Origin of the sequence: Desulfosarcina variabilis str. Montpellier (genome assembly GCF_048565275.1) — a bacterium.
GTDB lineage: Bacteria > Desulfobacterota > Desulfobacteria > Desulfobacterales > Desulfosarcinaceae > Desulfosarcina > Desulfosarcina variabilis.
The window spans coordinates 7,395,165-7,420,178 of record NZ_CP159846.1 but is presented as its reverse complement, the minus strand read 5'-3'; the positions used below and the strand labels follow the sequence as shown (position 1 = coordinate 7,420,178).

The 25,014-nt window shown below is 56.1% G+C and carries 18 protein-coding genes; all 18 read right to left on the bottom strand.

What is annotated here, in order from left to right:
- Positions 1-8 precede the first annotated feature (8 nt).
- The 18 genes from Dvar_RS33460 to Dvar_RS33375 all read right to left on the bottom strand — a co-directional run bounded on the left by Dvar_RS33460 (position 9) and on the right by Dvar_RS33375 (position 24,999).
- On the bottom strand, positions 9-1,736 hold the full coding sequence (locus tag Dvar_RS33460) for a WD40 repeat domain-containing protein (protein ID WP_419657469.1): 1,728 nt from the start codon (positions 1,734-1,736) through the stop codon (positions 9-11).
- Between the two features lie 222 nt (positions 1,737-1,958).
- Complete coding sequence (locus Dvar_RS33455; protein ID WP_419657468.1) at positions 1,959-2,774, bottom strand: ABC transporter ATP-binding protein; 816 nt, start codon at positions 2,772-2,774, stop codon at positions 1,959-1,961.
- Positions 2,775-3,695, bottom strand: coding sequence for an ABC transporter ATP-binding protein (locus Dvar_RS33450; RefSeq protein ID WP_419657467.1), 921 nt, complete (start codon positions 3,693-3,695; stop codon positions 2,775-2,777).
- Between the two features lie 2 nt (positions 3,696-3,697).
- Positions 3,698-4,549, bottom strand: coding sequence for an ABC transporter permease (locus tag Dvar_RS33445; protein ID WP_419657466.1), 852 nt, complete (start codon positions 4,547-4,549; stop codon positions 3,698-3,700).
- Positions 4,542-5,486 carry an ABC transporter permease gene (locus tag Dvar_RS33440; protein WP_419657465.1) on the bottom strand — a complete coding sequence of 315 codons (945 nt, stop codon included), beginning with the start codon at positions 5,484-5,486 and terminating at the stop codon, positions 4,542-4,544. The genes Dvar_RS33445 and Dvar_RS33440 overlap by 8 nt, the downstream gene beginning before the upstream one ends.
- A 21-nt stretch (positions 5,487-5,507) precedes the next feature.
- Positions 5,508-7,091, bottom strand: coding sequence for an ABC transporter substrate-binding protein (locus tag Dvar_RS33435; RefSeq protein ID WP_419657464.1), 1,584 nt, complete (start codon positions 7,089-7,091; stop codon positions 5,508-5,510).
- On the bottom strand, positions 7,088-7,516 hold the full coding sequence (locus tag Dvar_RS33430) for a pyridoxamine 5'-phosphate oxidase family protein (RefSeq protein WP_419664197.1): 429 nt from the start codon (positions 7,514-7,516) through the stop codon (positions 7,088-7,090). The genes Dvar_RS33435 and Dvar_RS33430 overlap by 4 nt, the downstream gene beginning before the upstream one ends.
- Positions 7,517-7,518: 2 nt before the next feature.
- Positions 7,519-8,322 carry an ABC transporter ATP-binding protein gene (locus tag Dvar_RS33425; RefSeq protein WP_419657463.1) on the bottom strand — a complete coding sequence of 268 codons (804 nt, stop codon included), beginning with the start codon at positions 8,320-8,322 and terminating at the stop codon, positions 7,519-7,521.
- Positions 8,319-9,443 (bottom strand): FecCD family ABC transporter permease, encoded by a 1,125-nt coding sequence (locus Dvar_RS33420; RefSeq protein ID WP_419657462.1) that lies wholly within the window; start codon positions 9,441-9,443, stop codon positions 8,319-8,321. The genes Dvar_RS33425 and Dvar_RS33420 overlap by 4 nt, the downstream gene beginning before the upstream one ends.
- A gap of 10 nt (positions 9,444-9,453) precedes the next feature.
- Positions 9,454-10,569, bottom strand: coding sequence for an ABC transporter substrate-binding protein (locus Dvar_RS33415; protein ID WP_419657461.1), 1,116 nt, complete (start codon positions 10,567-10,569; stop codon positions 9,454-9,456).
- A gap of 21 nt (positions 10,570-10,590) precedes the next feature.
- Positions 10,591-11,613: a methyltransferase gene (locus Dvar_RS33410; protein ID WP_419657460.1), complete on the bottom strand. Its 1,023-nt coding sequence runs from the start codon at positions 11,611-11,613 to the stop codon at positions 10,591-10,593.
- A 31-nt stretch (positions 11,614-11,644) separates the two neighbouring features.
- Positions 11,645-13,717: a TonB-dependent receptor gene (locus tag Dvar_RS33405; protein WP_419657459.1), complete on the bottom strand. Its 2,073-nt coding sequence runs from the start codon at positions 13,715-13,717 to the stop codon at positions 11,645-11,647.
- Positions 13,718-13,764: 47 nt separating this feature from the next.
- Positions 13,765-15,834, bottom strand: a complete 2,070-nt coding sequence (locus Dvar_RS33400; protein ID WP_419657458.1) for a TonB-dependent receptor plug domain-containing protein — start codon at positions 15,832-15,834, stop codon at positions 13,765-13,767.
- Positions 15,835-15,986: 152 nt separating this feature from the next.
- Positions 15,987-19,877 (bottom strand): cobaltochelatase subunit CobN, encoded by a 3,891-nt coding sequence (gene cobN / locus Dvar_RS33395; protein ID WP_419657457.1) that lies wholly within the window; start codon positions 19,875-19,877, stop codon positions 15,987-15,989.
- A gap of 27 nt (positions 19,878-19,904) precedes the next feature.
- Complete coding sequence (locus tag Dvar_RS33390) at positions 19,905-21,950, bottom strand: TonB-dependent receptor (protein ID WP_419657456.1); 2,046 nt, start codon at positions 21,948-21,950, stop codon at positions 19,905-19,907.
- Positions 21,951-22,155: 205 nt separating this feature from the next.
- A complete protein-coding gene (locus Dvar_RS33385; RefSeq protein WP_419657455.1) occupies positions 22,156-22,938 on the bottom strand; it encodes an ABC transporter permease in 783 nt (260 codons plus the stop codon).
- Between the two features lie 2 nt (positions 22,939-22,940).
- Complete coding sequence (locus Dvar_RS33380) at positions 22,941-23,954, bottom strand: ATP-binding cassette domain-containing protein (protein ID WP_419657454.1); 1,014 nt, start codon at positions 23,952-23,954, stop codon at positions 22,941-22,943.
- Positions 23,955-24,219: 265 nt separating this feature from the next.
- Positions 24,220-24,999, bottom strand: coding sequence for a DUF4198 domain-containing protein (locus Dvar_RS33375; protein WP_419657453.1), 780 nt, complete (start codon positions 24,997-24,999; stop codon positions 24,220-24,222).
- Positions 25,000-25,014: the final 15 nt, after the last annotated feature.

The window sequence follows — 25,014 nt, the reverse complement described above, 5'->3', positions numbered from 1 at the left end:
CCGTTTCATCATGACAGAATGAGCAACCGGTGCCGGCCTACGATGTTTTCACGCTCGGGGTCCGGATCGATATCATAGGGGCCTTCGAGCACCACGATGTGCCGGCCGTCAGGGCTGATGTCGGATTTATAGGCAAAGCCGCTGGTGTGATAGAACCAGTTCAACTTGGCCGTGGCCCCGCCGGAGGCCTTGAGGTTGAACACATAGGCCCCCATATCCTCGGGGTTGGAGAGGGTGTTGGCGGGAACGATGCCAAGGGGAATCACCAGACAGCTGTCACCCGCCGCCAGTGCGCTCTCACTGTTCCAGGTACCGTCGCCCATTTTCCATTTCCACTTCAACCGGCCCTCATAGTCGTAGACAAACAAAGTGTCGGCATCCGGATGCTGGGCCGGTGATGCCGATTGATTGGCGCTTCTGCTCATTGTCCGTGCGCTGTAGGTGGAGAAGATGATTTCCGATTGGGTCAGGTTGAGATGGATGCTGTGGGTGTCGATGGGCACGCCGCCCACATCCAGGGGTTTGAAAAACTGTTTTTGCCACAGCAGTTCGGCCTGGCCGGTTTCGATGGACTTGGCATTGTTGAAGACATGGGTGACATTCGGGGAAATTTGATTGATGACCAGGTAGTGGCCATCAGGAGAAATATCACCTTCGAATCCCGTGCCCCAGCGGGATTCCTGACCTTGCGGGCTGGTAAAGGTATGCTGCCACAAGGGCTTGCCCGTGGCGGTGTCCAGCACCGACAATTGCGCTGTTTTGGCCCAGCCGATGGCCGGGAAGATGGTCCGGCCGTCCTCGGAGAGGGTCAGCCCCCAGGCCGAGCCGTTGATGGGAAAGGTCCAGACGGGTTTGCCGGTGGCAGTGTCCAGTTTGCTCACCAGGGAGGTGGTGATGGATTGCTGCCGGCCGTTGACCGTTTTTTCGTAAGTCTGGCGGACCATCACATAGGGATTGTTGTGCTTGTCCATGCACAGCCCCCAGCCCATGAAGGGGTAGTTTTTAAACATTCCCCGCTGGGTGATGCCGGTTTTGGGGCCCTTGAAGTGATCGGCGCTGCAATAGGTCCAGAGTACCTTGCCGGTGGCCACGTCAAAGCAGTAGACATTGCCGTCACAGCTCTCCTCGGCGGCCACCAGGCGGCCGTCATCGGTGAAGGCGACCTTGGCGACGCGTCCCTCGGGGATTTTGTGCGACCACATGATTCTTTTTTCCGGCACGCTGATCAGGTAGACGTATCCCCCTTTGGAGCCCACCCCGATGCTATTACCGTCGGGAGAAAAACGGACCTGTGCGCCCCGCCAGGCATAGTACAAATACTCCATTTCGCCCTTGTCCAGGTCCTCCAACAGGATTTCGGCCAGTTTGACGGCGCTGGGCTTGCCTGGGGCGTAGACCGCGGTTGTCAGGGGGCCGGCCTCTGTCACCGCTTTCAGTTCGTAGCGGGTGCCCGGCTGCCAGTCCAGATCCATCAGTACCGTTTCACGGGGGGCTGGATAGGCGGCATGGGCCAGCGTCTGACCGTCCTGCTCGATGCTCACTTCCTGGATGCCCGCCTGACTGCCACCCTGCAAATAGACACCGGTACGGGTGAATATGACCGAATCCAGATGCACGGGCCCATTCTCGCCAGCGTCCTTTTGCCCGCAGCCCGTCAGCAGGATGAAAAGGGTGAGAAGTAGTGCTGGTAGGGCACGGTGGTTGGGTTTTGAGATAATATGGGTAGAATCGGGCATTTGTGATCTCCTTTGTTGTTACAAGCGGTTAGCAGTTAGCCATTAGCTTTTAGCTAAAACCGTTCAACATCCTCTTTAATTAATGCTAACAGCTAATAGCTAATAGCAAATTTACCATGCACTTGTAGGTTGGGTTGAGGCACGAAACCCAACAATCGGTTGTCGGGTATCGCTAGGCTCAACCCGATCTACGATACTTAACACTTAACACTGTTCCATCATTCAATGCCGGCGGCCAGGAACTTCAACCGGATCCCCATCCTCCCGATCAACCTTTCTTTCTCCATGTATCAGATACCGGGTATGGGGATGCCGCGGCGCCTCCAGCACCTGCTGCCGGGGACCGTATTCGACCAGTCGGCCACCACGCAGCACCCCCATGGCATCGCTCATGTGCGCCACCACTTCCAGATCATGGGAAATAAATATATACGCCATCTTTGATGCCTGCTGAATTTCCTTCAAAAGACTCAGGATCTGGGCCTGGCAGGACACATCGAGCATGGATGTGGGTTCATCCAGGATGATCAGCCGGGGATTCAGGCATAGCAGGCGGGCCAGCACGGCCCGCTGAATCTGCCCGCCGCTGAGTTGATGGGGGTACCGGTCAAGCAATTCTTCGGGCAGGGCCAGGTCCCGGGCCATGTCCATGACTTTACCGGCCACCGCTTTTTTCGCCATCTTCTCGTGAATGCGCAGCGGCTCGGCCAGGCTGTCTTTCAGTTTCATTTTCGGGTTGAACGCGGTTTCGGGATTCTGAAAGACGATCTGCAGCGCTTTTCTGATCGAGCGCATCCGTCCGCCCTTCGTGCTGGATAGGGTCGTCCCGTCAAAGACAATCCGGCCTGCGGTGGGTCTGATCAGCCCGGCGACCAGGCGCGCCAGGGTGGTTTTGCCGCTGCCGCTCTCGCCGATCAGTCCCAGGGTTTCTCCTGCATCGATGGTAAATGACACCTCCCGCACCACCCAGCGCCCCTTTTTTCGCAGAAAACCGGAAGTGAAGCATTTAGTTAAATTCTCGACCGTTAAAAGCGCCATTCAACTACACCTCAGGTAATGATCATTGCCCAGCGGACGCAGCTGGGGATGACGCCGCGAGCAGATCCGCTCCCTGACCGCGCAACGTGGATGAAACCGGCATCCATGGGGCAGACCGGTCAGCCCGGGAGCCTGGCCGGCAATGGGATGCAGGCCCGAGGCAGGCAGGGCGCTGATCAGCCCCCGGGTGTAGGGATGGGCGGGGGTGTTGAAAAGGCTCTCGGTGCGGTTGATTTCCACAATTTCACCGGCGTACATCACCGCGATGCGGTCGCAAAGGGCCCTGGCCACCGTGAGATCATGGGTGATCAGCAACATGCTGCTGTCTGCCGTCACTTCCCGGATCAGGTCCACGATTTTCCACTTCACCGGCCGGTCCAGGCCCTTGGTGATCTCGTCGGCCACCAGAACTGGCGGCTGAAAGGCAATGGCCATGGCGATCATCACCCGTTGCAGCATGCCACCGCTGAACTGGTGCGGATAGTCGTCCATGCGCTGTGCATCGATGCCCACCTGCTCTAACAGGCGGACGGTTTTGGCCCGGATTTGTTTGCGCGGAACACTCAGCCGGTAGCGATAGATTTCCATCAGTTGCTGGTAGACGGTCAGCACCGGGTTGAGCGAGGAACGTGGATCCTGAAAGATCATGGCGATGTCCCGACCTCGGATCTTCTGCAGGACCGCCTCGGGCTGTGTCAGCAGATTCCGGCCGTTATAGATAATTTTCCCGGTGGCCACGGCGTTTTCAGGAAGCAATCCCACCAGGGCGTGACCGAGAATGGATTTCCCGCATCCGGTTTCGCCGATCAGGCCCACACGCTCATCCTGACGGATGTGTAAGTTAATGTTGCTGTTGGCCTCGACCATGCCGGCGCGGGTGACCAGGCGCACACAGAGCTGATGGATATCAAGCAATACCACGGTTAGTATTCTTGCTTTCTGTTTGCTTGGACGTCCATGAGATCTCTCAATCCATCCCCGAGAAAATTAAAGGCCAGCACCAGGAGCATGATGGCCAGGCCCGGATACACGAGAAGATGCGGGGCGGTACGCATGTAAAGCAGGCTTTCCTTGAGCATTGCCCCCCAGTCGAAATTGGGGGTCTGGCATCCCAATCCCAGAAAACTCAAGGCCGACACGGCCAGAATCGCCCGGGCCACGCCGAATGTCGCCAGGACGATGACCGGCGCCAGGCAGTTGGGAATGATATGCACCCGCATGATGTAAAGATGCGAGGCCCCCAGGGCTTTTGCCGATTCCACGAAGGGCAGGGGCTTGATCGTCAGCACACTGCTGCGCACGATCCGGGCGTAGCCGGCCCAGGCGGTGACCGTCAGCGCCAGCATCAGGTTGAATATGCCGGGACCCAGCAGGCCGGCGATGATCAAGGCCGGCAGTATCCCGGGCAGGGCAAACATGACGTCCACCAAGCGCATGATCACCTCGTCGACCATCCCGCCGTAGTAACCGGAGACAACGCCCAGGATCATCCCCACCAGGGCCGAGACGAGCACTACGCCCATGCCCACGCCCAGGGTCACTCTGGCACCATAGATCATCTGGGAGAAAACGCAGCGGCCCAGCTTGTTGGTGCCCAAGGGGAAAGTGCGGTTGGGCGCCGTCAGGCTGTGCTCCAGATCGGTTTGCCGCGGATCATGGGGGGCCACATGGGGCGCCAGCACCGCCATCAGGCTGACCATCAGGATGAGAATACCACCGGCCAGGGCAAGCCTGTGGTCTGCCAGACGGCCGATGGGTGAAAACGTATCAGTCACGGTCAGTGAGCCTTACCCGCGGGTCGAGCCGGGTGTATAAAAGGTCGATCAAAACGTTGACCAGGCAGAAGACAATGGCGATGTAAAGCACGCAGCCCTGGATCTGCGGCACATCGCGGTTGTGCACGGCCTCGATCAGCAAACGGCCGATGCCCGGCCAGGCGAATACCATTTCGATAATCACGGTTCCCTCCAGCAGATGGCCCAGTTGGATGCCGGCGATGGTGACAATGGGAATCAGCGCGTTTTTGATTACATGCCGGCTCAAAATGACGCGGCCGGGCAATCCCTTGGCCCGGGCGGTCTTGATGTAGGCCTGGCCCAGGACGTCGATGACGGCCGAGCGGGTCAGGCGGGCCGTGATGCCGGCCATGGATATGCCCACGGTGGCCGCGGGCAGGACCAGATGGGGCAGGGTGCCATACCCGAAGGTCGGCAGCCATCCCAAGTAAAGGCCGAACACGAGAATCAGGATCAGGCCCAGCCAGAAGTTGGGAATGGCCACACCGATCAGGGATGTCCCGGTGGCCAGATGGTCCCAGCGCGTGCCCCGCTGCAGTGCGGCGACAATGCCCAGCGGCAGGCCGGCGCACAGGGACACCACCAGACCGGTGCCGGCCAGACAGAGCGTGGCCGGCAGCCGGACGTTGATTTCCTGCCACACTGGTTTACCGTATATGCGCGATGTACCCATGTCGCCGCTGACCACACCCTTAAGCCAGCGGGCGTACTGGATGACAATGGGCTGATCCAGGCCTTCCTGGCGGATGAGGTGATCGATGGCCGCCTGGGTGGCGTCCCGGGGACCGTATTTGGAAATCGCCAACATCTCAGCCGGATCACCGGGCAGCACAAACAGCAGAAAAAAGGTCAGCAGGCTGACGCCGGTGATGGCGATGACCGAGGAGACCATGCGCTTTAACAGATACTCGTCCATGAGCGGTCCGGTCCAGGCATCTTATGGGTGCACAAACCGGGCATACGAAAACGCGCCGGACATGCCGCAATAGGTTTTAAAGCCTTTCAGGTCGCTGCGAAAGGCCAGGGCGCCGTTTTGGATATACAGGAAAATGCCCGGTGCGGTTTCCTCCAGCAGTGTTTGAAGATGGCGAAGCACCTGAGTGCGATCGTTTTCGTCCACGGTGGCTGCCAGGCGGTCGATCGCCGCATCGATGGCCGGGTCTTCGATTACGCAATAGGCGCGCTGCTTTTTGGAATGAAAATAGTACTCATACCACGGCGATGGATCGTTGTGGGGGCATATCCCGGCCAGCTCGATCATATCGTATTTTTTCTCCCGGTAAGCTTGAAACCGGGCGCCGGATTCCAGCACGCGCACCTGTACATCCATGCCCACGGCCGCGAGCTGGCTTTGCACGGCCTCGGCGATCTCGGTCCCTTCCGCGTAGAGCAGGGAGGAGATCAGTTCCACCTTGAGTGGGACCCCGTCTTTATCCAGGATGCCGTCACCGTCTGCATCCTGCCAGCCGGCCTCAGCCAAGAGCTGTTTGGCGGCCATCGGATCATAACCGTACCAGGTCAGATCCGGATCAACGATGCCCGCGAACAGGGGCTGGGAATGGGGGCCGCGGGTGGCGGGAACGGCCAGCCCCGGAAGAATGGCGTTGATCAGCCGTTCGACAATGGCCTGGACATCCACGGCATAGTTGACGGCTCGTCTCACGCGAACGTCATCGAAGGGCGGCCGGGTCGTGTTCAACCCGATCCAGTTGGGGCAGGGGCTGGGGATTTTACGGGCCACCGTGAAGCCAGGATCATCCTCGAGCTTTTTGAGAATTTCAGCCGGCAGGTAGTCGGCGATGTCGATTTCCCCTGATTCCAGGGCCATGGAACGGGTGTTGAAGTCCGGAATGAATTTGAAAACCACCTTTTCCACACCGGGCTTGGTGCCCCAGTAATCATCGTTGCGCTGGTAGACCAGTTGCTGTCCCTGGGTATACTCGACAAATGTAAACGGCCCGGTTCCCACCGGCTTGGCAAAGTGCCCGCCCTGATCCAGGCTGGACGGGCTGATGATGGGCAGTGAAGAGAGGGTATGGATGAACACGGCGTCCGGGGCGTTTAGCGTCAGGCGCACGGTGTGATCGTTGATGGCCTCCATCTCACGGATATCGGCCAGATGCAATCCAGGACCCGTCATATAGCGCACGGAAAACATAAGGGCATCCGCCGCAAACGGTGTGCCGTCGGAAAAGCGCACATCCTCGCGCAGGTGGACGGTCCATGTTCTCGCATCCTCGGAGGGCGTCCAGGCGGTGAACAGCAGCGGCTGCATTTTATAGTTCTCGTCAAAATAGACCGGCGTTTCGAAAATCAGCAGTTTGGCTGCCAGGCAGGGGCCGCCGAGTCCCTGCTTCGGATCGATACTGCCGCCGATGTCGAACTGGGAGCCGATGACCAGTTGCGACGGTTGCGGTTGGGGGTTTTCCGCTTTCTGGGAACAACCCATGGTGAGGCTGCAGGCCAGCAACAGAAAGAAGTGAAGTGTCAGCCACTGCGAGGTGTTTTTTCTGAAAATCATGCGTGTTCCTCTGAGACTTTCCTGCCGCCATGCATGTTGGAGAATATTTCTTCAACGGTCACCAGGACCGCTGATCGTACTTTGTATTTTGTCCTGTGCCCTGCTTTTTTGCGTTTGGCAAAAGCATTTTCGGATACGGAAATGGCTTGTTGAAGATAGTCCCCGTTCGTATGGATTTCGGCTTTTCCCTTGATCTGGTAGGAACACGGTTTTTCCCGTTTCAAATCCTCGACGATAATGGCTACTGTTGGATTTTCGATAATATTCTTTTTGGTCCGGTTCAAAAGCACATCTACAATGAGCAGGGTCTGGTCATCGATGACTTTTTTGCCGCCGATGGGCACCACATTGGGGATGCCGGTTTTGGATGCCGTGGCCAGGTAGATAATGCTGTCTGCCAGCACGTCCTTGATGTCGGTGTTCATTTTCACTGGTTGTTCTCGCTCCTTTGCTTTTCGTTGCGTTGAAGGGGTTTCAACGGGATGATATGCGGCCGGCCTTCCACGGTGTCGACCGTTGCTTTGACATGGTAGACGGCGGCGATATTGTCGCTGGTAAAAACGGTTAACGGATCGCCGGCGGCAACGATCCGGCCCTGATGCAGCATGAGTACCCGATCGGAATATCTTGCCGCGAGGTTGAGATCGTGCACCGACACAACCACGGAAAGGGCCATGGCGGACACCATGCGTTTAACCAGTTCCATGACCTCCAGCTGGTGCATGATATCCAGATTGCTGGTCGGTTCGTCCAGCAGCAACACCTGGGCTTCCTGGGCCAGGGCCCTGGCGATAATGACCTTCTGCTGCTGGCCGCCGCTGATTTCGTTGAAATTGCGCATGGCAAGATCCTCGATGCCCATGAGCTGCAAGGCGGCATAGGCTTTTTCAAGGTCGCTGCGGCTTCTTTTCCACATCATGTGGGGATGGCGCCCCAGAAGGACCATGTCGAGCACTTTTAGCGGAAAGACCGTATCGAAGGTTTGCGGCACATACCCCAGATGGCGGGCGATTTGGGACCGGTCCATGTTCCGGATATTCTCGCTGGCCAGGAAAACGCTGCCTTTGTTCGGACGGATAAGGCCGTCCATACAGCGCAGCAGGGTGGACTTGCCCGTTCCATTGGGCCCGACGATGGAGAGAATCTCACCACGCGCCAGTTCAAATGAGATGTCATTCAGGACTGGCGCACTGTTATAGCTGAACATGACATCGTTTACCGTCAGCCTCATCGCCACGTCTCCCGCTTTCTTCTCATAATCAGGTAAATGAACAGCGGAACCCCCATGAATGAGGTCATGACTCCAATGGGAATAACCGTGGGTGAGATGATGTTGACGGCCAGGATGTCGGCGCCGGCCAGCAGCAAGGCGCCCAAAAGACCGGAGGCAGGCACCACGAAACGATTGTCGCCGCCGATGATCATGCGGGTGATGTGCGGCGCCACCAAACCGATAAACCCGATGGTGCCCGTAAAACAGATGGTGGTGGCTGTGACCAGCGACGCCACGACCATGAGCAGCATCCGGGTTCGTTGCACCCGGGTTCCGAGGCTCTTGGCGGCCTCATCCCCGATACTCATCACATTCAGATCCCAGGCTTTGTAGATGAGAATGGGGGTGCAGCCGACCAGCACCAAAAGAATATAGCCAAGATTGCCCCAGGTCGCCTTGGCCAGGCTTCCCACCAGCCAGAAGACCACCTCCCTGACGGCCCATGCGTCGGCAAAATATTCCATCAGGGTCGTGCAGGCGTGAAACAGATAGGAGATGGCCACGCCGGTGAGGATCATGGTTTCGGGGGTGGCCCCTTTGTACCTGGCCAGCCCCAGGATAACGAAGGCGGTGAAAAGGGCGAATACGAATGCATTGGCCACCACGAAAAACGTGCCTGCGCCCAGGCTTTTCTGAAAAACGATGGCGATGGCGGCGCCAAATCCCGCGCCGGCCGATATTCCCAGGGTGAAAGGGCTGGCCAGGGGGTTGCGCAGGACCGGTTGCATCACGGCACCGGAAACGGCAAGGCTGAAGCCGGCGGCGATTCCCATGATCAGCCGGGGAAGCCGGATATACCAGATGGTTCTCTCGGCCAGTTCACTGGGCGGAGAAAAAAGACCGGGAAAAAATCGATGTAAAATGGTGGCATAAACATCAGCGATGGACAGGTCCAGCGGTCCGAGAACAATGGCAATCGTGCCGAGAATTACGATCGATATCAGCAATGCGACGATCCACAGCGTATTTCTGCGGGCATGCCTGACATACGCATCGAGTTCAGCGTTGCCGTTCCTGGACAAGCCGGTGGCACGGTTTATCCTGGCGTATTTGAGCAGATAGCCTTGGCTGCAATCCATCCCGATCGTCCTATTTCCAGGTGTGAAGGTAACTTTTTTTCAGCAATTCGGTGTAAAGGCCGGCCGTACCGTAAAATTTCTCCAATATGGCATTGCACTGCCTTTCAACATCGAGCTTACTGAACCGGTCGGGGTAGAACAGTTTGGCCATATAAAAGACCTCACAGACACCCAGGGCCGGATCCCAACCGATCATGAATCCCTTGGTAAAATAGACCCGCCTGGTTTTCACCGCGCGAACGGTCTTGAGTGCGGGGTCGCTTAGCACATCGTCAATGGTCATGGATGGATGAAGGTTGCCGCCGTGGATGAGGATGACATCCGCATCCCAGACAGCGATCTGCTCCTTGGTCACGTCATAGGCCTCATAGGGCTTGATGTCGGCCGCCATGGCCACGTTGATCCCGCCGGCAAAGTCGATGGGATCGTATGGCGCAAAGGTCCGCGGGGCGTCGAGGCGCGGCCAGCCCCAGTAGAAGACCTTTACCCTTTCATCTTCCGGTATTTGCGATATCTCAGCCTTGATCCATGCGATTTTTTCCTGAACATAGGCGGTCAACTGTTCTGCCCTGCGTTCCTTGCCGAGAATGCGTCCCATCAGCCGATGCATGCTGAAGTCAAGGCAGCCGGACGCGTTGATGCAGACCACCGGAATACCGGTCTGGGCTTGCAGGGCATCGGCCATATCCCTGGCCGGCGCATAACCAAGAATGATATCCGGTTTGAGTGCGCCGATCAGTTCCGCATTAGGCTCATTGTACAAGCCCACATCCGGCAAATCCTTTAACGCTGGGGCGGCTTTGGGAGCCGCAAACCAGTAGTCTCTTTTCTTGCCCATTTCTCCATACATGTACTCCTTGGTATGGTGGTTGAGCCCGATCAGCATGGAGGCTGCGCCAAGCTCGACCATGGTTCGCGTCCCATCGAGGATGGCCAGATCCACCACGGTTTCAACCGGACTCGGGATATCGACGCTGCGGCCGGCGCAGTCCGTGATGCGGACCCGGTTTCCCGGCGCATTGTCCGTAGGCTTTTCGGCTTCACAGGCCAGCGTTGCCAGGCAGAGGATGAGCCCGGCAAACATGCGGATCGCCAAACATAAATAGGGTGGATTTGCTTTTGTCATTTGTTTTCCCGCAGCAGACAATTACGCTTTTTTTCTGCCCACGAAAATCATGGACGGTTTTGACGGCGATGAGATATCGACACTCTCGACGGTAAAACCGGCCGAGTCCAGTACCTGACGCCATTCCGCGTTTGTATAGATGTGGCCGGAGAAATTGCCCATCAAAGAGACCATCAGATCGAAATATACCGTGGTGTCCGGAGAGGTCCGCTGATCATCCATCATCCAGTGCTTGGAAATAAACATCCCGCCCGGGTTGAGTGAATCCTTGATCTTGCTTAAGATCGGTTCCAACACCGCCCGGGGACGGTACATACAATCCGATGCAAAGACGATATCAACGCCTTGGCCCCAACTATCTGCCGTATAATCACCGGCCACGGCCCTCACCCGGTCCTGCATCTCATAGGATTGAATGTAATCGTTTGTGGCTTCAACGACCTGGGGCAGGTCGAACACCACGCTTTCAAGGGCCGGATTGGCCTGAGCAAAGGCGATGGCGTACAAACCGTGCCCGCCGCCAATATCCACCAGCTTTTTTGCCGTCTGAAATTCGGGCAGCGCCGTCACGGTCGAAACGGTGCGGTGCAAACCGCCGCGCATGGCACCCTCGGCCATGGCCCTGGTGAAGCGGGCGTCGAAAACCTGGCGCCTGTCATTTTTAGGTTGCAGCGGGCCTTCTTTCAGACACCGCCCGAGGTTGGCCCAGCGTTCCATCCGGGTTTTGAGCATCAACCCGATCAGATTGCCCTGATAGAAAGGCTTGCCTTCAATAAAGCAGGCAGAAGCCAAGGGGCTGTTTTGAAATGTCGAATCAGTTTTGATTAACAATCCGGATGCGGCCAGGGCGTTGAAAAATTTTTCCGTCAAACCGGTGTGGGTGCCGTGTGTCGAGGAAAATTCTTCGGCGGTTGCCGGTTTATCGCAAAACTCGAATACCTCGTGATCAAGTGCGGCTTTGAGCAGAAACAGTTTTTCTCCGCCGTTGATGGATTGATAAAAATCTTCCATTTCTACATCCAGAAGTTCCGGTATTTGTTGCATTGGCGCTCCTTCCATTTTATCCAACAGGTTTTCAGAAATCATATTTAACACTGACACCATAGGTCCGGTCAGGCATGGTGTAGCCGTAGGACTCTTTGTATTCTTCGTCAAACAGATTGGCGATGTACCCCTTTACGGTCAGGTGGTTGAAAAATTTATGCTGAACGGCCATATTGGCGGTGAAGAAGGCGTCCATATTTTCGTTGTTGACCGTCGTTCGCTCTGAGACATAACGGCCATCAAGCAACACCAGCCCGTTGTTCCACGGCTTGATCCGCAAACCAATGTTGAATTTGTGATCGGGAAGCTCGTCCAGGTCAATTCGGTCGGTTTCCGGCAGCGTCTTTCTGTCAATAATGTCGTGCCACTGGTATGTGTAATTGAAATAGGCGGTAAGCCATGCAAGCGGCGTATAATCGGCCGTGAACTCGATGCCCTGCAAGTCGACCTCGATGTTGTCCTTTACGCCTGTAGGGCCGTATCCGGGACCTTTTACAATATAGCTGTCCATATCGTAAAAGTAATAAGCAAGACTGGTATTGAATTGCTGCGTGCCGTACTGCGCGCCGATTTCATATTGGATCCCCTCATCCGGGTCGAGCCAACCGCTGGTGGGATCGGCATACACTTTGTTGCCGCCTTCCCAATTGGCGTAAGGCGGCCTGAACACTTTTGAGATGGCCAAAAACGCATTGCTGTTTTCATAAAAGTTGTAGTTCAGACTGAACTTCGGCGACAGCGCGCTGTCATGATCCTGATAGTCCCGGCTGGGATAACGCGCATCGTCATACCGCAGCCCCAGCATGGTTTCGAGTTCCGGGAGAATAAAATACCGGAACTCCATAAAGCCCGCGAGCCATTCCAGGCTGGGATCTCTTTCCTGGAAGCTGTTGCCGAAAGAGGAATCGACATTGTACTCGTTGTACATTTTCTGATAATCCGCACCGTAAATGATGCCGATGTTACCAAAGGCCAGATCGTGGGTAAGTCTGCCCCCATAGGTTTCATTACGGTTATAGTGATAGTCGCCCTGGATAAACTCCATGGATTGGGTGGGGATATAGAAAGCGTACCGATAGTCTCTACGCTTGAATTCGTCTTTGGTCAGATACAGGTTCAGCGAAAAAGTACCGATATCGGTGGGCTGTTCGGCCATGATATCGTAATACTCCATCCATTTCGTCCAGTAATTGTCCCCGCCCGGAATGTAAGGGCTGGTCACAACGTCGATAATGGGGTAGTCCGGGTCGTACTGGCTAAGCGGATAATCCGGGTCATTGCACAAAGGGATGCCCTTTTCAGTGTCGGCCACTTTGTAGCCCAATGTGATCTTGCCGTCCGTGGGCATCTGGTACGTCAGCCGTCCGGTCATATCCAGTGCTTCATAGTAATTATTACGTAAGAAACCATCTGATTCCGCGCCGTTGAGACCCAGACTCAAGGTAAAGGGACCCATTTCGCCCATGGCATATCCCTTGGCCACTTTAGAATCGTAACTGGCCACCTCGGCGCTTACGTTGCCCTGGTATTTCTTTTCCGAGTCTTTCAGGCGTTTACGCGTAATGATATTGATGACGCCGCCCACCGCTCCGCCATAAAGGGCGGTATTGCCGCCCCTGACCACGACCACTTTTTCAACGTTTTCCAGGGATAGTGAAGACCAGTCGATATTGCCCGATCCCATCCCGCCGATCTTGTTGATGGGCCTACCGTCCAGCAGGATTGCGATCCTTGCGCTGTCGAAACCTCTCAGTTTGAACGGGTCGAAGTTTTCAGTGACCGTGGATGTCCTGACCATATCCACACCGGCCAGGTGAATGAACAGGTCCTGAAGGCGTTGCACGCTTTCCGTGCTCTCCAGTTCATCCATTTCAACGGCTTCGGAAAGGCCGGTGATGGCAATTTTCTCTTTGTCTTCCTCCCTTACGCCGGTGACCACGATTTCGTCCAGGCTTTGGACCGCTTCATTTGCTTTGGCCTGATTGACAGGCATCACTGCCAGAACCATGCCCATGAGTAAAATCAAACAATAAAATCGATGACTGTTTTTACGCGTTTGCCTTCGGATGGTTTTCATTTTCAACTTCAACGTTTTCCCGCGCATTGCCACATCCTTCCCTCTGATTGTTACACGTGTCGGCTAATCGTGATTTAAAACGTGTATTCCAGATTGACACCATACGAACGCCCCGGCATTTCGTACCCGAAGGTCTCTTCATAGGAGGCGTCGGCGATATTGGAAACGTACGCCTTGGCGGTCAGGCAGTCGAAAAACTGTTTCTGCACACTCATGCTGGCGGTGACGAATTCATCCATGGGGTCGTCATCCACCGTGGTCCGCTCGGAGACATAGCGGACATTGAGGTTGAAGGAGATATCCTTCCAGGTTCTTATTTTGAATCCTGCGTTGATCTTGTGGTCGGGCAATTCGTCCAGGTCAATGCCTTCATCTTCCGGCAGCGCCTTCATGTCGACCACGTCAATATGCTGATAGGTATAGTTGGCATAGGTTTCCAGCCAGGGCAGGGGGGTCAGGATGATTTGATATTCGACGCCGAAAATGTCGACTTCGATATTTTCCTTTAGCCCGGAACCGCCAAATCCCTGTGCTTTGACGATATAGCTGTCCATGTCGTAAAAATAGGTTGATAACAGCGTCCTGAACTTGCCTTTTCTGTATTCCACGCCGGTTTCGTACTGAATTCCTTCGTCCGGATCGGCCAGCCCCAGTTCGGGTCGATCCGAATCCCGGTAGCCCCGCTCCCAGTTGGCATAAGGGGGCCTGAAGACTTTCGCGACCGCCAGGTAAGCAGCGATGTTGTTGGTCAGGTCATAATTGAGGCTGAACTTGGGGGCCAGGCAGTCCTGGTCGTCCTGATTCTCGATCTGGTAGCGGGTATAATCGTAGCGCAATCCCAGCATGGCCTCTAATTTCGGGGTCAGTTGATATTTATCCTCGATGAAGACCGAGCTGATTTCCACGGTATCGCCCCATTCTTTAAAGGAGCGGCCCCGATAAGAGTCGACATCATACCCGTTATACATTTTCTGATACTCGCCCCCCCAGATCAGGTTATGGTTGCCGAAGGCAAGATCGTGGGTGAAGCGCAACCCGTTGGTTTCATTTCTGTTGTAGTGGTAATCTGACTGGTGGAAATAGGGCTCCGGGCCGGTTTCGATATACATGTAGTGCTTGCGGCGGAATTCATCCTTGGTTTGAAACACTTGCAAAGAGAAATTGCCGATTTGTGTGGGCTGGTCAATGGAAAGATCGAAATAGTGGATGTCCTTGTCCCAGTAGTTGTCGCCGCCCGTCATATAGTAGGTGGTGTCTTTTTCCACCACCGGGTAGTCCGGATCATATTGGGATAACGGGAAAGCCGGATCATTGCGCACGGGAATGCCTTTTTCCATGAGACCGTATTTATAGCCGACGCTGATGCGGCCGTTGGTGGGCATCTCATACGAAAGCCTGCCCGTGAGGTTCGTGGATTCGAAATAGTTGTTTCTCAGGTAGCCGTCGGTATCCGAATGGTTTCCACCGAGCAGCAAGGTGAAGTCACCCAGGGATTTCATGACGTAGCCGTTGCCCAGTATCGTGTCGTAGCTGGCGACTTCACCGCTCAGCTTGCCTTCATAGCTCTTTTCGGGGTCTTTCACCTTTTTGCGGGTGATGATGTTGATGACGCCACCGATGGCACCGCCGTAAAGAGCCGTACATCCACCCCTGACCACCACCACTTTCTCGACGGCTTCAAGGGACAACGATGCCCAGTCCATGTTGCTCGACCCCATGGAACCGGCTTTGTTCAGCGGCCTTCCATCCAGGAGGATGGCCATGCGCGTGCTGCCGAAACCTCTCAATTTCAACGGATCGGCGGCTTCGGTGACCGTCGAAGTGCGGATCATATCCACCCCGGGCATATAGTTGAATAAGTCCTGAAGCCGCTGCACGGTCTCCGTGGTTTCCAGTTCGTCCAGTTCAATGACTTCCGACAGGGCGGTAATGGCGATCTCCTCTTTAACTTCCTCCTTTACGCCGGTGACCACGATTTCGTCCAATTTCCGGACCTCTTCATCTGCGTCGGCCTGATTGACAGGCATCACTGCCAGAACGATGCCCATGAGCAAAATCAGACAATAATATCCATAACTGTGTTTACGCGTTTGTTTCCAGGTCGTTTCCAGTTTCAGCTTCAACTTCAGATTCTCTTCTCGCATTGCCACGTCCTTTCCCACGATCGTTGAACTATTTCGAACTGTGCTCTTAAAATCGAAGTTATCCTTCAATTGTCATTTGGGTTTTGTCATTTGGCATTTTTCAATCGTATCCATCACCCCAAACGCGTTTCGCCCGGCGCGGTTGATCTTGCCTACAATTTTGCCTGTATCGCCTCCATTTTCTCCTTCCAGCCGGGAATATCATCGGCGGTCATGATATCCACGGCACCGCCCTGGAAATCGCCTTCCACATCCCCCATGCGGTCTTCCATCCAGGCTTCGATTTCAAGATAGCGCTCCTTTAGCTGCTCCAGGGTCTCAGGGTCGGCCTGCCACAATCCGCGGCTTTCGGCCTCCAGCAGGCGACGGCCGATTTCCTCCTGGGCCCAGGGATTGTTCTCCTCGAAAAACTTGCGATTGGCCTCGTCAAAGATGAATTTTTCGGCAATGCCGTCGAACACCCAGTTCTCCACCTGCTTGGTGGTGGCCTGCCACCCGTACATGTGGTTGGTGCGGCTGGAGATGTCCCCGGCACCCTTGTAACCGTGACGCTTCTTGCCTTCGATCCAGGCCGGGTTGAGCAGCCGGGTGTGGGCGATACGGGAGAGTTCCTCCTTAAGGGTGCGGATGGCTGGGCGGGCCGGGTCGCTGGTGTCGCCGAAATAGGTCTGCACCGATTGACCCGAGGCCACTTCTACTGCGTTGGTAAACCCGCCGTGCACGCCGTACATATGGCAGCAGTCCAAGAGATCGATTTCATCGGAGTCGAATTTTTCGAAGGTCACGGTCACCCGGCTGCAATTGTGGATCAATTCATCGGTGGCCTGCTGGGCATAGACGCCGTCACCATAGGCATAACTGGTCCACTGAAAATACACCCCGGCCAGGTCTTTTTCCGCTTTCCAGGCCGAGGCGGCCACGGCCAGCTCAACGCCGGTGCCGTAGGATCCCGGTGCCGACGAGAAGATCCGGAAGGTGGACAGCCGCCGGGCCTCGCCGGCATCATGGTCGGCCAGAAGCTCGGCCTCTCTTTCCTGAACATGCTTGCGCACGTAATTCTTTGCCAGGGGTTCGTCCAGATCGGCGGCCATTTGCACGGCCTGGTCTATCAATTCAAACGCTCTGGGCATGCCGTCACGCAGCATGGAGGAGAGGTTGACCGTGCAGTCGATTCGCGGCCGGCCAAGCTGATCCAGGGCGATGGGTCTGAGGGCAACGACCCGTCCCCCCGACCATACCGGCTGGATGCCCAAGAGATAGAGAATCTGGGCGATCATCTCGCCGTCCGAGCGATAGGGGTCCATGGCCCGCAGGGTGAAGCCGATGGTTTCGGGAGGGGCACCTTCATCCTCGATGTAACGGGCGATCAGGTCGTCGGCCAGGCGCATGCCAACGGTCCAGGCCGCGGCCGTGGGAATACGCCAGGGATCGATGGAATAGAGGTTGCGCCCGGTGGGCAGGACCTCCACCTTGCCCCGGGCCAGTGCTCCGGAAGCGCCGGACGGGATGAACGCGCCGTCAAAGCCGCGCAGCAAATGCCGCATTTCATCGGTGGTGCGGCCGACCAGGGGAATAACGCGCAGGGCTTTGGCCAGTACCGTTTGTAGCAGTTCGGTTTCGCTTTGCAAAACCAGGTTCCGGCTTTGGGCGAAGTCGTCCAGTACCTCCCTGGCGGAGCCAATGGCCTGATCCACGGTATCCGGCAGGGTCTGGATCAGGATCAGCAGAATATCCCGGCCCAGGCGGTCCAACTCGTCGAGCAGCTTGCCATTGCTCACGCCGGTGGGGCCGGTTCGCTCAGGGGCATCCAGCATGGCCTCCAGATCCCATCCAAAACAGATTGCCAGGGCGCTGCGCAGGGCCGGGCAGTCGGGCTGCGCCGTCTTGAGCACGGTGTTCATCAGTTCGGCCAGGGCGTCGCCTTCGGGGGCCTGGCCGAAAATATGCAACCCGTCGCGGAACTGGCTCTCCCGCAACAGGGTCAGTTTTTCATGTAAGCCTTCAGGGTCGGCGGTCATGTCCTCGGCCAGCAGACCGGCGGTGCGCGCTTTTTCCTCGATCTGGGTGAAAAGGGTTGCGGCGCGTGGTTTTTCATTTAATTGAACGGCTTTTTGATAATCCTCGAGCAGTTCCTCCAGGTCGGCCAGATCCTCGGAAAGGCGCATGGTGGCCAGCACCGGCGGCATGTGGTCGGTGATCACGGCGTTGCTGCGGCGCTTGGCGACCACCGCTTCCATGGGATTGGTCAGGTTGTAGATGTATAGATGGGGTACTTTACCTAAAGAGATGCGCGGAAAACAGGACTCGGTCAGGGCCGTTGTTTTGCCGGGCAACAGCTCGAGCACGCCGTGGGTGCCCACATGCACCACCACATCAGCGCCAAAGTCGTTTTCCAGCCACTGGTGCCAGGCCAGCCACTGGTGGGGCGGGGGCACTTCGGGGTCGTGCAGGATTTTGCAGACTTCGCCGTCGCAGCGTGAGCCGGCGCATCCGCGCTTGGGCTGAACGCCGATGAACACGTTGCCCGTTTGAATGCCCGAAATGACGATGCGACCGTCGTGGAGTCCGAAGGAGAGTTTTTGAACGCCCGTCAGATGGCGGGTCTCATCCGGATCACCCCAGGCAGCCACGACTTTCTCGCGGGCATCGGCAGGCAGGGTACTAAACCAGTCCCGGTAGCGGTCAAGGGATACGAAATCCGCCGCCCCGCCCTTGGAGACGATCTCATCGATGGTGGTCCACCGGAAATCGGGCAGGGCCTTACGTTCCATGATGGTTTCGATCAGTTCTTTTCCATCCGCCGGCACCCAGTCCATCTGGTACCCGAGGTCCTTCATCTGGTTCATGATGCGGGCCAGGCTTTCCAGGCTGTCCAGGCCAAAGGCCGTGCCCACCGTGGCTTCCACGCTCTTGCAGGGCGAATTGAGCAATACGAAGGCAACCTTTTTCTCAGGCGTGGGTTTGCGGCGCAAGTGAATCCATTGCATCATGCGATCCACCAGATAGCCGACCTGCTGCGGGAAGGGCGTGGCCGGTGCATAGTCACCCGTGCCTTCCGACCCGCCGATCAGGATCGGTTCGATCAGGCCGTCAAACTCGGGCAAGGTGATGCTGATGATCACCTGCGGCAGGTTCAGCCCCTGGATGTCGCTGCGCCACTGTTCCTCGGTCTGGCGGGCGGCATGGATCATTTTCATGACCGGAACGTTGAGTTGTTCCAAAACGTCCGTGGTCGATTCCCGCTCGATGGACGCCTGCTGGTGATGGGACTTGAGAAAAAAAGCGCTGTAGCTGATCAGAACGTCGATGGCCGCCTGGTCGCCCTGCATAAAAAACTGACGGATCACATCATCGTTTTTGACCCGGCCGAACCAGCCATCGCTGAACACGGGGATGACGCCCAGGCCCCGTCCCTCGATCTCCTCGATCAGGGCGTTGAAGGCGGCCAGGTTTTCCTCGACCCAGAAAATGCGAGGAAACAGCAGCCCCACATAGGTTTGGCGTTTCGGGGCCCAGGCAAGATAGTCGCCAAGATCGTCAAAGTTTTTTTCGCTTTGCGGATGGTAGATGCCCGCCCAGGGCATTTCGCGGGGCGTGGTGGATTCGCCCGGCGGTATTTTCCCGGCCAGTTGGCCCAGCCACCCGAAAAAGGCCGTGATGTTCTCGCGGCCGCCAAAGAGATGATAATCCACGGCCCGGGCAAGATCCGCTTCCTCGAGGTTGCCCAGGGCAATGACTTCGGGAGACACCGGTACCACCGGTTTGTCCAGGGTCCGGGCGAGATCATCGAAAAGCTCGTGGAGGGCTTTGAATTCCTGGGGAAAGCCGAAAAACACCACGTCGGCTTCATTTTTGGCGAACTCGATCCACTCCGGCGAGGGAAACGGTGCGGCCATGGCCGGCGGCTGGCTGTATTTCAGCGTGACCGGTATTCCCTCACGAGTTTTATTTTCGGCGGCCAGGTGATAGACCCGGCCGATGGTGCTCGGTCCATAGATTACCCTGAAACCGGCGATCTTCAGTGGTTTTTTCTCTTGTGTCATCGTTTATTCTCCTGATCCGCTTTGCCGTTAAAAGGTAAATTCCACGCCTGCGGTGAACACCCGGCCCGGGGTCACCACATTGTCATCCTCACTCGTGTACCGATTGGACCAGACCAGTTCCACTGGCTGCTCGTCGAAGACGTCATTGCAGGCCAGGTAAACCTTGACCTTTTGAAAGATCGTCTTGGCCAGGTACAGGTCCAGGGTCGTGTAGTCGTCCAATTCCTCGGCTTCGTTATTGGGCACGTCGGTATAGCGTTTACCGACGTACCTGAGCGTGCACCTGGCCGTGAACCGGTCGGGATGGGCATAGGTCAGGGAGACATTGCCCTTGTGCCTGGGGACATAGGGAAAGTCGTCGCCCTCGGTTTCAGGCGCCGTGGGATCGTCTTCGATGGTGGATTCGTTGTAGGTGTAATTCAACCGCGCCGTTAAGTGGGGGGTGATGGTGTATGCGGCTTCGGCTTCGATGCCCTGGATCTTGACTTCGCTGATGTTGTCATAGCGCATGGTGGTGGCGTTTTCATACCGGTGGCCGATGAAATCCTCGCCCTTGCTGTAATAGGCGGTCAGGCCCACGCGCAGTCGCTCGGTAAAGAATTGCTCCAGGCCTGCTTCATAGCTGGTCAGGATTTCCGGTTCCAGTTCGGGATTGCCGTACATCATGACCCGGCCCCGGGGCAGTACCAGATACATCTGGTTGATGGGCGGGGCGGTGTACCCCCTAGCCACCGAGCCCCTCAGAGCGGTGCTTTCGGTGAAATGGTACAACAGGCCAAGCTTGGGATTGAACGAGTCCCAGCGCTTTTCATCATATTCGACATTTCGTTGCGCATAGGTGTTGTCATAATGAAAGCCGTCATGGCTGTGCCACCAATCCTGGCGCGCGCCCAGATTGATGATCAGGCTTTGATCAAAAAGATAGAGCTCTTCCTGGAAGTAAAGGGAAATGTAATCCTGCTCCCCTTCGGTAATGTTGGTTCGACCGGGCTCATCGATGTAGTTGAATCCTTTACCTTCGATGCTGCTGTGCTTGTACTCGGTGCCAAGGGTCAGTGTATTCCAGTCGGCAAGATCGATTGAGGATTGAAGCATGGCGCCGTAAAAGGGCCAGGTGTGCTCCTCATTTTGCACGACAACATCATAGGGCGGATTGTTGCCGGAAAAATCGACAAATTGAAATTCGCGGTAATAATAGGCGGAGGCGCGCCAGTCGATGCGGCCTGCATTGCGCTCATAAATCAGGTTGGCCTTGCGCGCGTCCCGCTCGATGTCGTTGCTCACATATCCGCGACCAAAATTTCTCTCATAATAGGACAGTCCCAGTTTCAACGAGGAGTAATCGTCATGAAAAAGGTAAAAGTCGCCATCGATATTCTTGATTTCAAGATCGCTTTCGGTATCCCAGGGCTCCCTTGGCTCGTGGGAATAATAGCCGTCCGACGTGTTGTACCGCCCGCTCAACCGATAGCCGAAAAGCTCCCCCCGTCCCTGGGCACTCAATGCGGAATCCCAGGTATTCATGCTGCCATACTCCTGCTTGAACCGGATCGCATGGCCGTGGTCGGGGCGTTTGGTGATGACGTTGATCACCCCGGCCATGGCATAGGACCCATACAGGCTCGAGGCCGGGCCGCGAACGACTTCGATGCGCTCGATATTTTCCTTGGGAATCATGTTCCACTCGACCGTGCCGCCATAGGAGGAGTTGATCGGGATGCCGTCGACCATGACCAGCACCTTGCCCATGCTGTTGATGCCGCGCATGTAGATTTCAGAGCGGCCTCGTCCGAACGTGTATTGGCCCTGCTGGTCGAGGCCCGGTATGGTGGCCAGAATATCCTCCAGGCGTTGACCTGGACTTTGTTCAATGGTCGCCTTATCGATTACCGACACACTGGCTGGTACATCGCTGATGTCCCGTTCGGTCCGCGTGGCGGTGACGACCACGTCGCCCAGATTCACGGCTTTTCCCTGCTTTTCCTGATTCTTCTCGTCCGACCAGCATGGATGAGAAAACGATAGTATGAGGATGATCAGCAGGCTCAACATTAATTTCAGATCTTTTTGCATCGAAGTCTCCACAAGTCGCATGTATAGTCAGTGTCCGTCCAGAAAATGGGTGGACACTGTTTAGAGCCTGTTTGAGAAGTCTGGATCAGGCCCGATAACAAGGCGGAAAGTCGCTCAAAAGCGGAGCATATATGTAATATGTGAGCATTTTGAGACACTTTCCAACGCCGTTAGCGGGCCTTAGACGGATTTATCAAACAGGCTCTTAGCCAATGGCCCGCCGGAACTGCATAGTCGACACCAGCACCATCACCAGGGCAAATGTCAGGTTGAACGCCAGCCCCGGAATGATCTGATCCCAGACCCAGCCCTCGACCACCAGAGTACGCATGGGGGTGATGGCGTGGGTCAGGGGGTTCCAGTCGCAAATCACCTGCATCCAGTCGGGCATGGCCGCCTTCGGGAAAACCGCATTGCTGGTGAACATCAGCGGCATACTGATGAAATTCAGGATGGGGTGAACTCCTTCCAGCGTCTTGAAATGGATGGCGATCGAGAGCGAGACCCCTGCCATGGCGAAACTGAAGATGCCGGCGATGGTCACGATCATCAGGAATCCTAAGATTCCGGCCGAGAAATGCACGTGCATGAAGTGGGCGATAATGCCGATGATGATCACCTGAAGGCCAATCTGGATAGCGGTGGCGGTCATCTTGCCCACGGGGATGGCCACCCGGCTGACCGGTGCGACCAGCATTTTGTAGAGGAACCCGAAGCGCCGGTCCCAGACCAGGGAAAAACCGCAAAAGGTGCCGTTGAACAGGGCCGTCATGATCATGATACCCGGCGTCATGAAATCGATGTAGCGTGCGCCTGAAAGCATGCCGGCGCCATAATCGGAACGGGTCATCCCGGACATGATGTTGCCCATCAACACCAGCCAGATCAGCGGCTGCACCAGGGTCAAAAGGATCCGTGAACGCTGTGAGAAAAAACGCCGCATGTCCCGCCAGCAGATATGATAGATGTCGCTCAAAAAAGCCGTCATGGTCAGGCCCTCATTCTGGCAAGGGCTCTGCGGGCCCGTAGCGCATCCGTCGTGCCGCCGGTTTCGTTTCTGAGCGCTTTGCCGGTGAAGGCCATATAGACATCGGCCAGACTGGTCTTTTCGGCGGCCATGAAACTAATTCTCACGCCACTCGAAAGGCTTGACCGACAGATGCTGGGGATGGCCGCCGCACTGCTTTTGACCACGGCGGTGTATTGCCCATTACTTTTCTCGATGCGATCGACTCCCTCCAACTCGCCGATGCGGCGCAGCGCGTCAGCCAGTCCATCGCCGTCTGATTCATCGAAGCGCATGCGCACCATTTCGTTGCCGATCTGGTTTTTCAAGTCATCGGGGCAGCCCACGGCCTTGATCGTGCCGTTGTCGATGATGGCGACCCGATCGCACAGAAAATCGGCTTCCTCCATGTAGTGGGTGGTCAGAAAAAGGGTCATCTTTTTTTTTGTTCGCAGGTAGGTGATGTACGCCCAGATCTGGCGTCTGGTCTGGATGTCCAGCCCCAGGGTCGGTTCATCGAGAAACAACACCCGGGGCTGGTGAATCAGGCCCGATGCGATATCCAGTCGCTTGCGCATGCCGCCCGAATAGGTCTCGACCGCATCATCGGCACGGGCCGTTAGATCGACGAGGTCAAGCAGATCCTTGATTCGTTCAGTCGCTTTCTTCTTGGGCATGTGATGGAAGCCGGCCTGCAGCCATAGATTCTGTCTGCCCGTCAGATGGTCATCGACCGCAAGATCCTGGGAAATATAACCGATATTGGGCCGGACCTTACCGGCTTGGGTGCGTACATCAAAACCGGCGATTTCGGCCCTGCCGGCGGTGGGGGCCAAAAGGGTGGTGAGCATCATGATGGTGGTGGATTTGCCGGCGCCGTTGGGCCCCAGAAAACCAAAAATCTCGCCTTCCTCTACATGAAAGGAAACGTCTTTCACCGCACACACTCGGTTGGCGAAGGTCTTTGACAGCTTTTGAACCTCGATGATTTGGCGCAATTTCTCATCACTTTCATGAGCTGTTAGGCGTTAGCAATTAGCTGTTAGCTCCCATCGCAGACCATTGTAGGAGCGGTCCATGGCCGCGACAAGGATGTTGGCCGGATTGATCGGGTCGCAGGCATGGCCAGCTCCTACAGGCGGGCATGGAAGGAATTTGGGCAATCGTCGAGACAGACCGCATACCGCCCGTCCTTCAGCCTACGGCCTAAACGGCTAAGCAGCTGATCTTTGAGCGGGCCATGCCCGCGAAAGATTGAAGTGTTTAGGGTACCTCAAATGTCAGGGTTGAGATAAAATAAAGCTTGGAACATTTATCCTTGAATTCCGGGGTTGCCGGCAATTCCAGTTTGGCGGTCACAATCCAGGGGCCGGAAGAATCCATGATTTTTATTTTACCGGTTTCTTTGTAAGTCATGTTGTCGACGACAGTGAGCAGCGGTTTGGCATACGGCGATGCGGAAATTTCAGCTCCTCTGGCCGGTCGTCCGTCTATCAGCACCTTGAACGTGAACCAGTCACCCGGCTTCAGGTCTTTGGGATCCTGCAAGGGAACAATTTCAAAACGCTGGCCAATCGGCTTCGTGAAAACATCATGGCCCGCGGATCCAACAGCGATCAATGCTTTGGCGTACATCTCATAGCGCATTTCAAAAAAATCTTTTTTGCCTTTCACATCGCCATGAAAGCCTGGTTTGACGGATGCGGCAACAATGCGCCCGCCTTCTTCTTTCATCTCCAGCTCGGTGGCCATAAAGCCGCCCTTACCGGGGGTGAGCTTGGTTTTTTCCCCTGCCGGATCAATCAAAAAGAGCGTGTCAAGATAATCGTCACTGAACAGATCCGATACAGGTAGCTTGTGACCCCACCCAAAATAGACAACGGTTTTCGCGCGTGGCTGGGGGGCGTATTTGGGGTGAGAGAAAATTTCCGGGTAGTAGTCTGTGGCGTTGAGCCACAGCTTGTGGGCATACACGGTTGTACTCAGGCAAATGCAGATGCCTGTGAGAACGATAATGGCCAATGTTTTTTTGATGGGATTCATTGAAAAGCCTCCTTG

What these genes read in the sequence shown, in the direction of transcription:
- Dvar_RS33460 (WP_419657469.1), bottom strand. Translation starts at nt 1,736, where the DNA reads ATGCCCGATTCTACCCATATTATCTCAAAACCCAACCACCGTGCCCTA.
- Dvar_RS33455 (WP_419657468.1), bottom strand. Translation starts at nt 2,774, where the DNA reads ATGGCGCTTTTAACGGTCGAGAATTTAACTAAATGCTTCACTTCCGGT.
- Dvar_RS33440 (WP_419657465.1), bottom strand. Translation starts at nt 5,486, where the DNA reads ATGGACGAGTATCTGTTAAAGCGCATGGTCTCCTCGGTCATCGCCATC.
- Dvar_RS33435 (WP_419657464.1), bottom strand. Translation starts at nt 7,091, where the DNA reads ATGATTTTCAGAAAAAACACCTCGCAGTGGCTGACACTTCACTTCTTT.
- Dvar_RS33430 (WP_419664197.1), bottom strand. Translation starts at nt 7,516, where the DNA reads ATGAACACCGACATCAAGGACGTGCTGGCAGACAGCATTATCTACCTG.
- Dvar_RS33425 (WP_419657463.1), bottom strand. Translation starts at nt 8,322, where the DNA reads ATGAGGCTGACGGTAAACGATGTCATGTTCAGCTATAACAGTGCGCCA.
- Dvar_RS33420 (WP_419657462.1), bottom strand. Translation starts at nt 9,443, where the DNA reads ATGGATTGCAGCCAAGGCTATCTGCTCAAATACGCCAGGATAAACCGT.
- Dvar_RS33415 (WP_419657461.1), bottom strand. Translation starts at nt 10,569, where the DNA reads ATGACAAAAGCAAATCCACCCTATTTATGTTTGGCGATCCGCATGTTT.
- Dvar_RS33410 (WP_419657460.1), bottom strand. Translation starts at nt 11,613, where the DNA reads ATGCAACAAATACCGGAACTTCTGGATGTAGAAATGGAAGATTTTTAT.
- Dvar_RS33405 (WP_419657459.1), bottom strand. Translation starts at nt 13,717, where the DNA reads ATGCGCGGGAAAACGTTGAAGTTGAAAATGAAAACCATCCGAAGGCAA.
- Dvar_RS33400 (WP_419657458.1), bottom strand. Translation starts at nt 15,834, where the DNA reads ATGCGAGAAGAGAATCTGAAGTTGAAGCTGAAACTGGAAACGACCTGG.
- cobN (WP_419657457.1), bottom strand. Translation starts at nt 19,877, where the DNA reads ATGACACAAGAGAAAAAACCACTGAAGATCGCCGGTTTCAGGGTAATC.
- Dvar_RS33390 (WP_419657456.1), bottom strand. Translation starts at nt 21,950, where the DNA reads ATGCAAAAAGATCTGAAATTAATGTTGAGCCTGCTGATCATCCTCATA.
- Dvar_RS33385 (WP_419657455.1), bottom strand. Translation starts at nt 22,938, where the DNA reads ATGACGGCTTTTTTGAGCGACATCTATCATATCTGCTGGCGGGACATG.
- Dvar_RS33375 (WP_419657453.1), bottom strand. Translation starts at nt 24,999, where the DNA reads ATGAATCCCATCAAAAAAACATTGGCCATTATCGTTCTCACAGGCATC.